The organism is Streptomyces sp. NBC_01450 (assembly GCF_036227505.1).
In the GTDB taxonomy this organism is placed as follows: Bacteria; Actinomycetota; Actinomycetes; order Streptomycetales; family Streptomycetaceae; genus Streptomyces.
The window spans coordinates 9,106,340-9,120,594 of record NZ_CP109480.1; the positions used below are offsets into that span (position 1 = coordinate 9,106,340).

The 14,255-nt window shown below is 71.1% G+C and carries 13 protein-coding genes; 8 read left to right on the forward strand and 5 right to left on the reverse strand.

The genetic code is table 11. The annotated features are described in order from the left end of the window. The first annotated feature begins 206 nt into the window (after positions 1-206). Entirely contained in the window at positions 207-1,727 is a 1,521-nt protein-coding gene (locus OG568_RS40460; RefSeq protein WP_266580906.1) for a glutamate-cysteine ligase family protein, read from the forward strand. 119 nt (positions 1,728-1,846) lie between these two features. On the opposite strand, the gene OG568_RS40465 is transcribed toward OG568_RS40460, so the two are convergent. Then, positions 1,847-3,616, reverse strand: coding sequence for a substrate-binding and VWA domain-containing protein (locus OG568_RS40465; protein ID WP_329535089.1), 1,770 nt, complete (start codon positions 3,614-3,616; stop codon positions 1,847-1,849). 202 nt (positions 3,617-3,818) lie between these two features. Between OG568_RS40465 and OG568_RS40470 the strand changes: the two genes are divergently transcribed. Continuing rightward, positions 3,819-4,619 carry a CPBP family intramembrane glutamic endopeptidase gene (locus OG568_RS40470; RefSeq protein WP_329535090.1) on the forward strand — a complete coding sequence of 267 codons (801 nt, stop codon included), beginning with the start codon at positions 3,819-3,821 and terminating at the stop codon, positions 4,617-4,619. A gap of 105 nt (positions 4,620-4,724) precedes the next feature. Here OG568_RS40470 and OG568_RS40475 read toward each other — a convergent pair whose 3' ends face one another. Then, complete coding sequence (locus OG568_RS40475) at positions 4,725-5,540, reverse strand: PhzF family phenazine biosynthesis protein (RefSeq protein WP_329535091.1); 816 nt, start codon at positions 5,538-5,540, stop codon at positions 4,725-4,727. 222 nt (positions 5,541-5,762) lie between these two features. On the opposite strand from OG568_RS40475, the gene OG568_RS40480 reads away from it, so the two are divergent. Continuing rightward, positions 5,763-6,407, forward strand: coding sequence for a PadR family transcriptional regulator (locus tag OG568_RS40480; RefSeq protein WP_266580900.1), 645 nt, complete (start codon positions 5,763-5,765; stop codon positions 6,405-6,407). 101 nt (positions 6,408-6,508) lie between these two features. Here OG568_RS40480 and OG568_RS40485 read toward each other — a convergent pair whose 3' ends face one another. After that, positions 6,509-6,937: a type II toxin-antitoxin system Rv0910 family toxin gene (locus OG568_RS40485; protein ID WP_054229119.1), complete on the reverse strand. Its 429-nt coding sequence runs from the start codon at positions 6,935-6,937 to the stop codon at positions 6,509-6,511. Positions 6,938-7,211: 274 nt separating this feature from the next. Here OG568_RS40485 and OG568_RS40490 point away from each other — a divergent pair, with 274 nt between their 5' ends. From OG568_RS40490 to OG568_RS40500, 3 genes are all read left to right on the forward strand, one after another. Next, entirely contained in the window at positions 7,212-7,883 is a 672-nt protein-coding gene (locus OG568_RS40490; RefSeq protein WP_443077813.1) for a Clp protease N-terminal domain-containing protein, read from the forward strand. A 46-nt stretch (positions 7,884-7,929) separates the two neighbouring features. Beyond that, the gene (locus OG568_RS40495; protein WP_266580896.1) at positions 7,930-8,940 is read left to right on the forward strand and encodes an EamA family transporter; all 1,011 of its coding nucleotides are present in this window, start codon (positions 7,930-7,932) and stop codon (positions 8,938-8,940) included. A 229-nt stretch (positions 8,941-9,169) separates the two neighbouring features. Beyond that, the gene (locus tag OG568_RS40500) at positions 9,170-10,141 is read left to right on the forward strand and encodes a DMT family transporter (RefSeq protein WP_329535093.1); all 972 of its coding nucleotides are present in this window, start codon (positions 9,170-9,172) and stop codon (positions 10,139-10,141) included. Positions 10,142-10,203: 62 nt separating this feature from the next. Here OG568_RS40500 and OG568_RS40505 read toward each other — a convergent pair whose 3' ends face one another. Further along, positions 10,204-10,893 carry a pyridoxamine 5'-phosphate oxidase family protein gene (locus tag OG568_RS40505; RefSeq protein WP_329535094.1) on the reverse strand — a complete coding sequence of 230 codons (690 nt, stop codon included), beginning with the start codon at positions 10,891-10,893 and terminating at the stop codon, positions 10,204-10,206. Between the two features lie 35 nt (positions 10,894-10,928). On the opposite strand from OG568_RS40505, the gene OG568_RS40510 reads away from it, so the two are divergent. Then, positions 10,929-12,260 (forward strand): aminotransferase class I/II-fold pyridoxal phosphate-dependent enzyme, encoded by a 1,332-nt coding sequence (locus OG568_RS40510; protein WP_329535095.1) that lies wholly within the window; start codon positions 10,929-10,931, stop codon positions 12,258-12,260. A gap of 27 nt (positions 12,261-12,287) precedes the next feature. Here OG568_RS40510 and OG568_RS40515 read toward each other — a convergent pair whose 3' ends face one another. Continuing rightward, complete coding sequence (locus OG568_RS40515; RefSeq protein ID WP_329535096.1) at positions 12,288-13,223, reverse strand: DMT family transporter; 936 nt, start codon at positions 13,221-13,223, stop codon at positions 12,288-12,290. A 74-nt stretch (positions 13,224-13,297) separates the two neighbouring features. Between OG568_RS40515 and OG568_RS40520 the strand changes: the two genes are divergently transcribed. Beyond that, on the forward strand, positions 13,298-14,200 hold the full coding sequence (locus tag OG568_RS40520) for a LysR family transcriptional regulator (protein WP_329535097.1): 903 nt from the start codon (positions 13,298-13,300) through the stop codon (positions 14,198-14,200). Positions 14,201-14,255 lie beyond the last annotated feature (55 nt).

The following is a 14,255-nucleotide window of genomic DNA, read 5'->3' on the forward strand; positions in this document are numbered from 1 at the left end:
GATTCTCGTCGGCGTTTTTCACGAGATCGTGTCAGGCTGAAACTGTGCTCTGGTTCATGCCCCGTGAATGTGCCTCCGGACAACGGGTACCAGGGTAGCGGTCGACGAGGCTCTGCAGGGCGTTATCGATCGTGTTGCCTGGGCATCATCCTCCGGGACGGCAGGGGCCGGAGGATCGGCCTGCCCATTCGAGGAGGGACGCTTCGATGGGAGAGAAGGTCGTGGCAGGGTCGTACGACCTGTCCGATCGCCGGCACTACCGAGGCAAGCTCCGGCGGTGTCTGGCGGGGCTGGAGCGGCTGCTGGAGGAGAAGCGGTTCGATCGCCCGAAGAATCTCATGGGCCTGGAGATCGAACTGAATCTCGCCGGGCCCGACGGCATGCCCAGGATGATGAATGCGCAAGTACTCGAAAGGATTGCGAGCCGAGACTTTCAAACAGAACTTGCCATGTTCAACCTGGAAGTCAACATAGCCCCACACCGATTGGCAGGCCGGGTATTCGACCGGCTCGCCGAGGAGCTGCACACCTCACTCGCATATGCCCATCGAAAAGCCGGTGAAGTCGACGCGGGAATCATGATGATCGGGATTCTGCCGACGCTCGACCGTGACGACCTGGTCTCCTCGAACCTCTCGGACGTCGACCGCTACACCCTGCTCAACGACCAGATCGTGGCCGCCCGCGGCGAGGACTTCGTGCTCGACATCGACGGGGTGGAGCGCCTCGTCTGTACGTCGAAATCCATCGCGCCCGAGGCCGCCTGCACCTCCGTGCAGTTGCACCTCCAGGTCACGCCGGCGCGTTTCGCGGACGTGTGGAACGCGGCGCAGGCCGTTGCCGCCGTACAGGTGGCGATCGGTGCCAACTCGCCCTTCCTGTTCGGCCGTGAGCTGTGGCGGGAGTCGCGGCCGCCGCTGTTCCAGCAGTCCACCGACACCAGGCCGCCCGAGCTCCAGGCGCAGGGGGTGCGTCCGCGCACCTGGTTCGGCGAGCGGTGGATCTCCTCGGCGTACGACCTCTTCGAGGAGAACCTGCGTTTCTTCCCGCCTCTGCTGCCCATCAGCGACGAGGAGGATCCGCTCGCGGTCCTCGACGCCGGAGGCGTCCCCAGGCTCGCCGAACTCGTGCTGCACAACGGCACGGTCTACCGCTGGAACCGGCCCGTGTACGACATCGCCGACGGGGTCCCGCATCTGCGCGTGGAGAACCGGGTGCTGCCCGCCGGTCCCAGTGTCACCGATGTCGTGGCCAACGCGGCGTTCTACTACGGGGTCGTCCGCGCGCTCGCCGAGGAGGCGCGGCCCGTGTGGACACGGCTGCCGTTCGAGTCCGCAGCGGCCAACTTCGACGCGGCCTGCCGCCATGGCATCGACGCGCGTCTGGAGTGGCCGCGGCGGGGCCGGTACGGGGGTACCACCGCGCAGGTCGAGGTTGTGAACCTGGTCCGCGACGAACTGTTGCCGCTTGCCGCGGCGGGGCTGGACGGGTGGGGCGTCGAGCCCGCCGACCGGGACTACTACCTGGGCGTGATCGAGGACCGGTGCCGGTTGCGTGCCAACGGGGCCACCTGGCAGGCGGCCACCTTCCACCAGGCGCTGGAGAAGGGGCTCGGGAGGGGCGCCGCGCTGGCCGCGACCACCCGGCGCTACGGAGAGTTGATGCACCTCGGTGAGCCCGTGCACACCTGGCCGGTGGGGCTGCCGGAGCCGGTGCCGCTGGGCTGATCCGTAGCTGTAGCTGTAGCTGTAGCCGTAGCCCGGACCGGCGCGAGCGGGTGGCCTTGGGCCCCGGGTGCCCGAAGGCCCCCCGCTCGCGCCGCCTCGCCCCTTCGGCGGGTGTGGTGTCAGCCCTGGGTCTTGCTGCCCGCGGCCACGATCGCCCTGAGGATCACCGAGTGGATCTGCGCGGGGTCGTTGACCTGCTGGCCCGAGCCGCCGGTCGCCTTGGCGATCTCCTCGACCTCCGCCTTGTCGGCGTCCGGACCCACGGCGATCGCGATGAGCGGTACCGGGCGCCGCGGGTCGGTGAGTTTCCGCAGTTGGGTGACGAGGGCGGAGCGGGAGATGCTTCCCGGGTCCTGGTTGACGCCGTCGGTCAGCAGCACCAGCGCGTTGAACTTCCCCTTCACGTAAGAGGAGATGGCCGCTTTGTACGCGGCGAGTGTGGTGTCGTACAGGCCCGTCGCGCCGTTCGGGACGGGAGTCAGGGAGCTGAACGCCGCCGACAGCCTGTCCCGCTGGGTGCCGTTGCCCTTCCGGTCGCCCAGGCGTTCCGTGGGGGCCAGCACCCGGTAGTCGCGGTCGCCGTCCAGGCGGGTCGAGAACTTCCACAGCCCGATCTCGTCCTCCTGTGTGAAGGTCGCGAGGGCCTGCAGCAGGGACGCCCTGGTGATGTCCATACGGGACTGGCCGGTGCCCGGTACGGGCTGCGCCATGGACGCGGAGGCGTCGACGACCGTGGTGATCCGGGCGCTCTGTACCGTGATCGTCCAGGTGCCGAGTGCTTCGTCGACCACCTTCGGCGAGGCGGCTTCCGGCGCGGCGCGCGCGAACGGCTGCGGAGCGCGGCCGCCGGCCCCGGTGACCAGCGCGGTGGAGACCTTCTCGTCGTCGGTGCGGAACCCGTACCGTTCCAGGACCCGCTGTCCGTCCGACTCGCCCAGCAGCGTCATGAACCGCAGGGCGGCACGGCTTGTGTCGGTGCTCAGCCGCGACTCGTCGACCAGGGTGAACGGGTAGTCGAGCCGCGGCGACCCGTCCTTGGGGTAGAAGAGGTCGAGTTCGGTGCCCCTGTCGGCCGAGGAGTTGTACGCGAACGCCGACTGCTCGGAGAGGATCAGCGCCTGGTTGCGCTGCGGGTTGCCCTGCTCGGCGCCGGAGGAGTCGCGGGGGAGGGAGGCCAGGGCCTGGCTGTCGCTGTCGGACGTGCGCTGGGAGAGCGTCTTCGTCATCGCGACCGTCTGGGTGTCGCCCCCCTTGATGGTGGCCGCGGCGGTGTTGAGCCGGGTCAGCGCGAGCAGACCGGTCGCGCTGCGCACCGGGTCGGCCGCACCGAGCCTCAGCCGGTCGTCCTGCATCGAGGTGCCCGCCAACTCGGTCCAGGTGTACGTCTTCTCGGGCCACCCCAGCGACTTCGCGGCCGACGGGACCATCGCGACGCCGACCGGCGAGGACGCGACGCTGCCCGCCGCGGTCACCCGGGTCGCGCTGCTCTCACCGGTGACCCGGTCCACCCACAGGGTGGAGTCCGGCACCCACGCCTGGAGGTCGGACTTGTCGCTCGACCTCAGCGCGTCGGCGACCTTGTACGACTCGCGGGCCTCCACGGTGACGGCGATGCAGTGGCCGTCCGAGGTGACGTTGTGGTCGCGGGCGTGTGCGGCGACGGCCCTGAGGGCGGGCGCCACGTCCGGGGACGCGGCGATCGTGAGATGTACGGCGTTGTCCCGGCAGGACGAACCGAAGGAGAGCAGACCACCGCGGACCGCGACCGCCGTGCCCGCGGCGACCGTGAGGACCAGCACCGTCGCGATGGCCACCGTGCGGCGGCGCGCGCGTGGACGGGGGTCGGCCGCGCCCGCCCCGTAATCGTCGGGCAAGCTGTGACGTCCCATGACGGTGGTGCCCTCCCTGAATGAGCCGGAGTCGCGAGAAAGCCGTAGAGACAGCCGTGGGGCAGAAAGGCAAGGGGGGAGGTACGCCCTGTAAGGCGTCCGTCCCCCCGACGGCCTGTCGCGCACGATCTTCGCAACTTCTTTCGAGACCCTAGCGGGGCGAAGATGGGGACGCGGCGGGATTACTCAACTGGAGGCGGGAGTGCAGGTGGAGGCGGGGTCGGTGGCCGATTCATTCCCCGAGGAGCGGCTGACGCGGCGGATTTTCCGGGACGAGACACTGCTCGTTCTGGGCCTGTCGCTCGGGGCGAGCGGAGTGTCCGCACTGATCAGCTTTGTCGGATCGGTCACCAAACCGGGGGGTCTCAAGGAGCAGGCGGCCACCCTCAACGCCTCGGCTGCGCCGGGCCGCCCCTGGCTGGATCTGGCCTGGCAGTTGTTCGGCATCGCGTCGGCCCTGGTCCCGGTCGCGCTGGTGGCGCACTTGCTCATGAGGGAGGGCAAGGGACTGCGTGTGATCGGGTTCGACCGTACGCGGCCCTGGCCCGACCTTGGGCGGGGGGCCGCGATCGCGGCGGTGATCGGCAGCGCGGGCATCGCCTTCTATCTGGCGGCCCGGGGGTTCGGCGCCAACCTGACCGTGGTGCCCGAGGCGCTGCCCGACGTGTGGTGGAAGTACCCGGTGCTGATCCTGTCGGCCGTGCAGAACGCCGTACTGGAGGAGGTCATCGTCGTCGGGTATCTGCTGCGCCGGCTCGGGCAGTTGGGCTGGACGCCGGGGACCGCGCTGGTGGCGAGTGCGGCGCTGCGCGGCTCGTACCACCTCTATCAGGGCATCGGCGGCTTCGTCGGGAACATGGTGATGGGCGTGGTCTTCGTCTACCTGTACCGGCGGTGGGGCCGGGTCGGACCGCTCGTGGTGGCGCACTCGCTGCTCGATATCGGGGCGTTCGTGGGATACGCGCTGCTGGCGGGGAAGGTGGGCTGGCTGCCGACCGCCTGAGCGGCGTGAGCGGGTCCGACAGGGGCGTACGAAGTCGCGTACGCCCCTTTTCCGTACGCCCCTTTCCGTGCGTAAGTCTCTTTCGTACGCCTCTTTCGTGTGCCGCTACGCGAGCAGCTCGCCCTCGATGACCGTGACCGCGTGGCCGGTGAGGAGCGTACGGTCGCCGCGCAGCTCGGTGCGGACGAGGCCGGAGCGCGGGGAGGCCTGCAGGCCGGTGAGGCCGGGGCGGCCGAGGCGCTCGGACCAGTAGGGCGCGAGGGCGGTGTGGGCGCTGCCCGTGACCGGGTCCTCGTCGATGCCGATGTTCGGGAAGAAGCAGCGCGAGACGAAGTCGTAGCCCCGGGCGGGGTCTTCGGCGCGGGCGGTCGCGATGATGCCGCGCTCCGAGTACCGGGCGAGGGCCTTGTGGTCGGGCGTGAGTCCCCGGACCGTCTTCTCGTCGGCGACCTCGATCAGCAGGTCGCCGGTGTTCGGGCCGGTGTCGAAGGTCGTGAGCGGCTCGGCGCCCAGGGCCTCGGCGACGCCGTCCGGGACCTCGACCGGGGTGAGCGGAGCGGTGGGGAAGTCCAGCGTCAGGGAACCGTCCTCGTGGGGCGTGGCGATGAGTACGCCGCTGAGCGTGGCGAACCGCACCGGTCCCGTGTGGGCACCCGTGGTGCGTAGGACGTGTGCGGTGGCGAGGGTCGCGTGCCCGCACATCGCGACTTCGGCGACGGGGGTGAACCAGCGCAGCGCCCAGTCGGCGTCGCCGCCCTCGGGGAGGCGGTGCGCGAACGCCGTCTCCGCGTGGTTGACCTCCAGGGCGACGCTCTGGAGCCAGGTGTCCTCGGGGAACGTGTCGTGGTCGAGGAGGAGGACCCCGGCCGGGTTGCCCGTGAAGGGACGGTCGGTGAAGGCGTCGACGATTCGAATCCGCATGCTCCGACGCTAGCGGCCCGAGCGGGCCACGGGACAAGGCCAATTCCGGGGATCTGGACCGGTCTGGAGCCCCGTAAGGAGTACGCCCCGCCGTACCGGTCACCCCTCGGTTTCTGATCCGTACGTCCTGACCTGCCCAGATCTCAGGGGGTTGTCAGGCGAGCTATGCCGATATATCGTTGACGCATCGCGACCGATCAACGAATGGATGGAGTGATGGCGATGCGTTCCGAAGGACAGGAATTTGGATTCGAACGTGGGCATGGCCGACACGGTGGGCCCGGTCCGCGTGACCGGGGCCGTTTCGAAGGGCGGCGTGGGGCTTTCGGGCCCTTCGGGCCGGGTGGTCCGGGCGGCGGCCCCGGGTTCGGCTTCGGGCCGGGCTCCTGGGGTGGCCAGCGCGGCGGCCGGGGCGGCCCGAGGGGCAGGGCGCGGCGCGGTGACGTACGCGCGTCGATCCTGGCTCTGCTCAAGGACCGGCCCATGCACGGCTACGAGATGATCCAGGAGATCGCCGAGCGCAGCGGCGGGGCATGGAAGCCCAGCCCGGGCTCGGTCTACCCGACCCTCCAGTTGCTGGAGGACGAGGGTCTCATCACCAGCGCGGCCGAGGGCGGCAAGAAGCTGTTCTCGCTCACCGACGAAGGCCGCGGCGCGGCCGAGGCGGGCCCCGACGCTCCGTGGGAAGAAGCCGGGCGCGGGGTCGACTGGGAGACGCTGCACGAGATCCGGCAGGCCGGCTTCGGCCTCATGGAGGCCTTCGGTCAGGTCTGGAAGACCGGCAGCAAGGAGCAGCGCGACAAGGCGCTGGCGGTCATCAACGACGCCCGCAAGAAGCTGTACCTGATCCTCGCCGACGAGGACTGACGGGCATGCTGTGGTACCTGACGGCGCCCCGTGGAAGTGTTTCCGCGGGGCGCCTCTCCGTCTACGGGGGCTGGGCGCGGGTCTCGGACCAGGTGCGGGACTCAGGTCACCAGTCCGGCCAGCTTGCGCAGCGACTCGTTGAGGGCGGCCGTCGCCGAGTCCTTGAGCTTGCCCGCCATCAGCGAGACGGCCGCGCCGGTGAACTCCCCGTCGATCCGCACCGAGGTGGCGTCGCCGTCGGGGGTCAGGGTGTAGCGGGTGGCGACGGTCACCGCCATCGGGCCCTTGCCGCGGATGGCCAGGGTGCGGGCGGGCTCCAGTTCCTCGATGGTCCACTCGACCTCGGCCGGGAACCCCATGAGCTTCATGTTCTCCTGAAAGGTGCCGCCGACCTCGAGTGAGGCGGGGCCGCCCTTGGGGAAGTTGGTGTGGGTCGAGTTCCACTCGCCGTAGGAGGAGAAGTCCGTGAGCTGTGCCCAGACCTTCTCGGCGGGCGCCTCGATGCGTGCTTCCGCGCTGACTTCGGCCATGCGGCCACCCCTTCGTGTCGGGCGCTGCGCCCCGCGCAGCTACGGTGTCGCGGAACGTAGCCGCAGCCCCCTGAACATTCAATACTGATGAACCGTCAGGAATTGTGCAGTCGGCCTGCAGTCGGCCCACGTCGGAGCGGCACGGTTGGGCGCGGGGCGCGAGGCAAGGCGGCGCGCGCTCTGCGGGAGGAACGGTGCGAAGTCATCCGTGAGGAGGAGAACACGCTCACGGATGCCCACCCTGTGTGGGACCCGAAGATGCTGCCCACCGAGGATGACCCGGGTCGCGGGGACTGATGGGGTGGGGACTGTGCCACCGCGTATCCCCCAGCAACCGGCCGCCGAGAGCGGCTCCCACCGCACGGAACTCGATGCCAGGCTCAGTGCCGAGCTGGCCTCGGTGGTCTCCGGCGCGCGCAGGCGGGCGTTGCGCGACGGCGACCGGCAGATCGACACCGCCCATCTGCTGCACTCACTGCTGGAGGCCGGCCCCGAGGTGGGCGCCGTGTTCGACGGAGCCCCGCAGGTCGCCCGGCTGCTCGGCTATCTCGTGCAGCGCAGCATCGGCTACGGACTGCGCTGGCGGAGCGCCGTCGAGGACTCGGGGACGGTTCCGGTCGCGGCAGGCGGGCGACCGGTCGTGGCCGAGGCGGGCTGGTCGCCGGTGGCGGCCGGGGCCTTGGAGGGCGCGTGGGAGCGTGCCGAGCGGCGGGGCGAGGAACGGGCCCGCGGTCTCGATCTGCTCGCCGCGATCGTCACCGATCCGCAGGCGCGAGCCGTCGAGGTCCTGCGGCGGGCGGGCGTGGACGCACGGGCACTGCTGCTGCGCATCGAGAGCGCCTTCGATGTCGAGGACGAGTTCGAGGACGAGTTCGAGTTGGAGTTCGGCCTCGACTTCGAGAGGTATGTCGGGGGTGGCGACCCGGGCTGCCGGTCCAATCGTTGAGACAGGTGTCATCGGGGGTGACGCTCATGTCGTCGCCTGTCATCATGTGCCGGTGCATACCTCTCAGGGCAGTCAGGGCAACCGTGGGAAGGGCGTGGGGCTGGGCCTCGCGCTCGCGTCGGCGGTCTCCTTCGGCGGATCGGGCGTCGCGGCGAAGCCGCTGATCGAGGCGGGACTCGACCCGCTCCACGTGGTGTGGCTGCGGGTCGCGGGCGCCGCCCTGGTGATGCTGCCGCTCGCCGTACGTCACCGCGCTCTCGTACGGCGGCGCCCCGCCCTGCTCGTCGGGTTCGGGCTGCTCGCCGTGGCGGGCGTCCAGGCCTGCTACTTCGCCGCGATCTCGCGTATCCCCGTCGGTGTCGCGCTGCTCGTCGAGTACCTCGCGCCGGCGCTCGTGCTCGGCTGGGTGCGGTTCGTGCAGCGCAGGCCCGTGACACGCGCCGCGGCCCTCGGGGTCCTCCTCGCGGTCGGCGGGCTGGCCTGTGTCGTGGAGGTGTGGTCCGGGCTGAGCTTCGACGCCGTCGGGCTGCTGCTCGCGCTGGCCGCCGCCTGCTGCCAGGTTGGCTACTTCGTCCTGTCCGACCAGGGCAGCGACGCGGGCGAGGAGGCGCCGGACCCGCTCGGTGTCATCGCGTACGGCCTGCTCGTCGGCGCCCTCGTGCTGACGGTCGTCGCCCGCCCCTGGACCATGGACTGGTCGGTGCTCGGGGGTGGCGTGGACATGAACGGCACGTCCGTCGCCGCCTCCCTGCTGCTCGGCTGGATCGTGCTGATCGCGACCGTCGTCGCGTACGTCACCGGAGTGCTCTCCGTGCGCAGGCTCTCCCCGCAGGTCGCGGGCGTCGTAGCCTGCCTGGAAGCGGTCATCGCGACCGTGCTCGCCTGGGTCCTGCTCGGCGAACATCTCTCGGCGCCGCAGATCGTCGGCGGTGCGGTGGTACTGGTCGGCGCCTTCATCGCGCAGTCGTCGGCGCCCGCGAAGCCCTCGGACGGGCCGGTCGCGGGCGGTGGGCGCGATGCCGAACGGGATTTGTCGGTTCACGGGACCGCCGTCTAGGGTGCCGACCATGCCTTCGACGCTCGTTCTGCCGCCTCCGGCCGCCTGAGGCGGGTCCTCCGGAATCCCCACCCGGCCCGGTGCCGGGTGGAACGGTGCTGCCCGCAGAAGAAGTCCGAGGACCTTTCCGTACGCCCTTGCCTCTTCGGCATGGGCTGCGACGTGGTCCTTCCCGAACTTCCGCGCGGCCGCCTTGTGTGCGGTCGCGCGCATCAGCGGAGAGAAACACGTGTCGCATGCTGCTTCCGGCCTGCCCATCGGGCGAGGCCTCCTCTATCTGATCGTCGCCGGTGCCGCCTGGGGCACCGCGGGCGCGGCCGCGTCACTGGTCTACCGGGCCAGTGACATGGGGCCGATCGCCCTCTCCTTCTGGCGCTGCGCGGGCGGACTCGTGCTGCTGCTCGCCGTTCGACGGGTGCGGCGCCGACCGGTCGTGTCCGCGCCCGCCAGGGAGCCGTTCGGCCGCAAGGCCCTGCGGATCGGTGTCACGGGCCTTGGGCTCGCCGTCTTCCAGACCGCCTACTTCGCCGCAGTCGAGGCCACCGGACTCGCGGTGGCGACCGTCGTCACCCTGGGCGCCGGGCCCGTACTCATCGCCCTCGGCGCGCGACTGACCCTGGGAGAGAAGCTCGGGCGCGGCGGCAGCGTCGCCGTCGCCGGGGCTCTCGGCGGGCTCGGGGTGCTGGTGCTGGGTGGCGGAGGTACCACGGTGCGCCCCTGGGGCGTCGCCCTCGCGGTCGTGTCCGCCGCCGGATACTCCACGATGACGCTGCTCACCCGGTGGTGGGGACGTGACGGCCGCGTCGACGGCTCCGGCACGACGGTGTGGACGTTCGCCGTCACCACTGTCTGCCTGCTGCCGCTCGGTCTGGCCGAGGGACTGGTCCCGCACGCCGCCCGACCGGCCCACGTGCTGGCCCTGCTGGTCTACATCGCCGCCGTCCCCACGGCTCTGGCCTACGCCCTGTTCTTCGCGGGCGCCGCGGTCGTCCGGTCCGCGACCGTCTCCGTGATCATGCTCCTGGAGCCGGTGAGCGCGGCCGTGCTGGCTGTCGGTCTGCTCGGCGAACGGCTGACCGTGGCGACGCTCGCGGGCACCCTGCTGATGCTGGGTTCGGTCGCGGGGCTTGCGGTGGCCGAGGCGAGGAGCGTCCGGGGGGATACCCGGAGGGTGCCCGAGGAGGAACGGGCGCTCGTCTGAGGCGTGAAGTCTGAGGCGTGAGGAGTGAGGCACCGGGGGTGATCCCGCCCGGTGCCTCGCCGTCACAGGGCCGAGAGGTAGTCGGGCAGCTCGATGCCCGGGGCCAGGTCGTCGGCGGGGATCGGGGTGCCGTGTCCCTTGGTGAGGGGGACGACCCCGGTCCAGTGGGGGAGGGAGAGGTCCTCGGCGTCGTCGTTCGGGCCGCCGGTGCGCAGCTTCGCGGAGACCTCGTTCAGGTCGAGGCGGATGACGGCGGTGGCGGCGAGCTCCTTGGCGTTGGCGGGGCGCGAGTCGTACGAACGGCCGGGGACGACCTGGTCGACCAGCGCGTCCAGGGCCGCACGCTTCTCGTCCGGGTCCGTCACCTGGTGGGCGATGCCGTGCACCACCACGGAGCGGTAGTTCATCGAGTGGTGGAAGGCGGAGCGGGCCAGGACCAGACCGTCGACATGGGTCACGGTCAGGCAGACGGGCAGCCCCGGGTCGGCCTGCCCGGTCATCCGCAGCGGGCGCGAACCCGTCGAGCCGTGCACGTAGAGGCGCTCGCCGACCCGCCCGTAGAGGGTGGGAAGCACGACCGGGGCACCGTCCCGGACGAAGCCGAGGTGGCAGACGTACCCCTCGTCGAGAATCGCGTGGACCAGCTCGTGGTCGTACGCGGCGCGCTCCTTGGAACGGGTGGGGACGGTGCGGTCGGTCGGGGTGTAGGCGGTGGGCCGCGTCGACCCGGGCTGGGTGCTCGTCTCCGGCATTGCGCTCTCCATTGTACTAGTGCATAATCTGGTTTGTGCTAGGAGAGTATCGGATCGAAGGGCGGCGCGCAGCGGACATTTCCGCGAGCGTCGAGCGCGCGGTGGGCAGCGGGGAGCTCGAACCGGGGCAACTGCTGCCGCCCATGCGGGAGTTGGCGGAGCAGCTAGGGGTGAATCCCAATACCGTCGCCGCCGCCTATCGCACACTGCGCGAACGCGGGGTGATCGAGACCGCGGGGCGCCGGGGCAGCCGGATCCGCTCGAAGCCCGTCACGACGGGACGCGAGTACATCCGGGTCGAGGTGCCGGAAGGTGTGCGCGACGTGGCTGACGGCAACCCCGACCGAGCACTGCTGCCAGGTCTCGCCGAGGCGTTCGCGGCGGCGGCGGGGCAGTCGGACCGGGATCCCGTGATGTACGGGGAGGCGGCGGTCGATGCGGAGCTCGAGCGGCTCGCGCGCGCCGATCTCGACGCGGACGGCGTGCCCGACGGGCCGGTCGTCGTCACCTCCGGATCGCTCGACGCGATCGAGCGTGTGCTGGCGGCCCATCTCAAGCCCGGGGACACGGTCGCCGTCGAGGATCCCGGCTGGGGCAGCGTGTTCGACCTCGCCCCGGCGCTCGGGCTGCGCACGGTCCCGGTGCGTGTCGACGACGAGGGCCCGGTCCCCGACGACGTACGACACGCCCTGGTGGCTGGTGCCCGCGCCCTGATCGTCACGGACCGGGCGCAGAACCCGACCGGCGCCGTGGTCAGCGCTCCACGCGCGCGTGCCCTGCGTTCGGTGCTGAAGGAGCACCCGGAGGTCCTGCTCGTCGAGGACGACCACGGGCACCGGATCGTCGACCTGCCGCTGCACCCTCTGGCCGGGGTGACCCGCAGCTGGGTCTTCGTACGCTCCGCAGCCAAGGCCTACGGCCCCGACCTGCGGCTCGCCGTCCTCACCGGGGACCCCGTCACCATGGACCGGGTGCACGGGCGGCAGCGGCTGGGGCCCGGCTGGGTGAGCCATCTGCTGCAACGGGCGGTCGTACACCTGTGGGCGAACGGCGCGGTGGACGTACGGGCCGTGGCGGCGGCGTACGGGTGGCGCCGGGACGCGCTGATCGACGCCCTGAAGGAGCGTGGCATCGAGGCGTACGGGCGCAGCGGGATGAACGTGTGGATCCCCGTCCCGGACGAGACGGGGGCGGTCGCGCGGTTGCTGCACGCCGGCTGGGCGGTCGCGCCCGGGGCGCGCTTCCGGATGAGCGCGCCGCCCGGCATCCGGATCACCGTCTCGATCCTGGCTCCGGACGACATCGAACCACTGGCGGACGCCATCGCCTCCGCGGTCGGCCCCGCGCCCGTGCGCGGTTACGCGTGAGGCGGTCCGTACACGTCGACGGCGCGGTCAGCGGCGCGGCCGCGCCTGGGTGAGTGCCGCGCCGGCGAGGACGATCACCGCGCCGACCGGCGTCGACCAGCTCAGCGACTCGCCGAGGATCGCGACGCCCGCGGCGGTGGCTATCACCGGGATGAAGTACGTGACCATCTGGGCCGTCGTCGGACCGACCTCGGCGACGATGCCGTACTGGATGAGCATGGCCAGGCCCGTGCCGAGGGCTCCCAGGGTGGCGATCGCGAGCAGCGGGACGACCGGGAAGCGGCTCGGCAGTGTGGTGAACAGCGGGGTGACAAAGGCCAGTTGGGCGGTGGCGAGCAGCAGTTGGGCGCCGGTCATCGACAGATGCGAGTGGCCGGTGCCGGCCAGGGTGCGGCGGACGTAGATCCAGCCGATCGGGTAGCTCAGCGACGCCAGCAGGGCCATCGCCGTACCCGTGGCGTCCAGGCCGTGGAAGCCCTGCCAGACGCCGAGGACCGTCAGGACGCCGAGGAAGCCGATGCCCAGACCGGCGACCCTGCGCCGGGTCGGACGGTCCTCGGAGAGGGCGACCAGGGACAGGGCCATGCCCCACAGGGGTGAGGTCGCGTTGCAGATGCCCGCCAGCGTGGACGGGATCGTCAGCTCGGAGTAGGCGAAGAGCGAGAACGGCAGTGCGTTGAGCAGGAAGGCCGCGACCGCGAGATGACCCCAGGTGCGGGCCCCGCGCGGCAGCCGCTCCCGCTTCACCGCCATCGCCGCCGCGAGCACCGCCGTCCCGAACAGCAGCCGTCCGAAGGTGACCTGGAACGGCGCGTAGCCCTGCGTCCCGACCTTGATGAGCAGGAAGCTGAAACCCCATATCAGTGAGAGGACGCCGAAGCGGATCCGCCAGCCGAGGGCGGTGCGACGGCGGGGGGTCGTGGCGGTCGGGGTGTCGGTTCGGGGAGTGGTCACGGCGCTCATGGACGTAACGATGAAGCAGACGATCCCGTAGGACAAGCGAGATTGTTCGAGTGGTATCTCGTAGCATTGCTTACATGTTGAATCTGGAGCGCCTGCGCACCCTCGACGCCCTCGCACGGCACGGCTCGGTGAGCGGCGCGGCCGAGGGGCTGCATGTCACGACGTCGGCCGTCTCCCAGCAGATGTCCAAGCTGGAGCGCGAGGTGGGGCAGCAGCTGCTCGCCAAGAACGGCCGCGGGGTGCGTCTCACGGACGCCGGACGGCTGCTCGCCGACCATGCCGCGCGCATCCTGTCACAGGTCGAGCTCGCCCAGTCCGACCTGGAGGCCCAGCGCGGTCAGGTCGTCGGCGAGCTGCGGCTCTCCGCCTTTCCGACCGCCGCACGCGGGCTGTTCCCCACCGCGCTCGCCACGCTGCGCGCCGACCACCCGGGGCTGCGGGTGCGCTCCAGCGAGCTGGAGCCCGAGGCCGGGGTCGCCGGGGTGATCCGGGGCGACCTCGATCTGGCGGTGGTGCTCGACTGGTACAACAAGCCGATGCCGTTGCCCGACGGTCTGGTCAAGGCCCCGATCCTCGACGACCCGGCCGATGTGGCGATACCGGTCGGCCACCGGCTCGCGGACCGCGCGGAGGTCGACCTCGGCGACTTCGCCGACGACGAGTGGATCACCTGGGGCGAGGGTGAGTTCTGCCACGAGTGGCTGATGTTCACGTTGCGCTCCCGGGGCGTCGAGCCGCACATCGGCCATCGTGCCGGCGAAACGCACACACAGCTGGGCCTGGTCGCCGCGGGGCTCGGTGTCTGCATCGCGCCGCTGCTCGGACGCCATCCGATGCCCGAGGGGGTCGTCACGGTGCCGCTGCGGCAGGCCGTCAGGCGGCATGTCTACGTGATCTGGCGCGCCGACGCCGACCGCCGCCCGTCGATCAGAGCGGCGGTGGGGGCGCTGCGGGCGGCGGGGGAGAGCATCGGCTGAGCGCTGACCTGGGCGTGGGCTGTGACGGGGAGGCTCGGGCAGATCCGACCGCGGG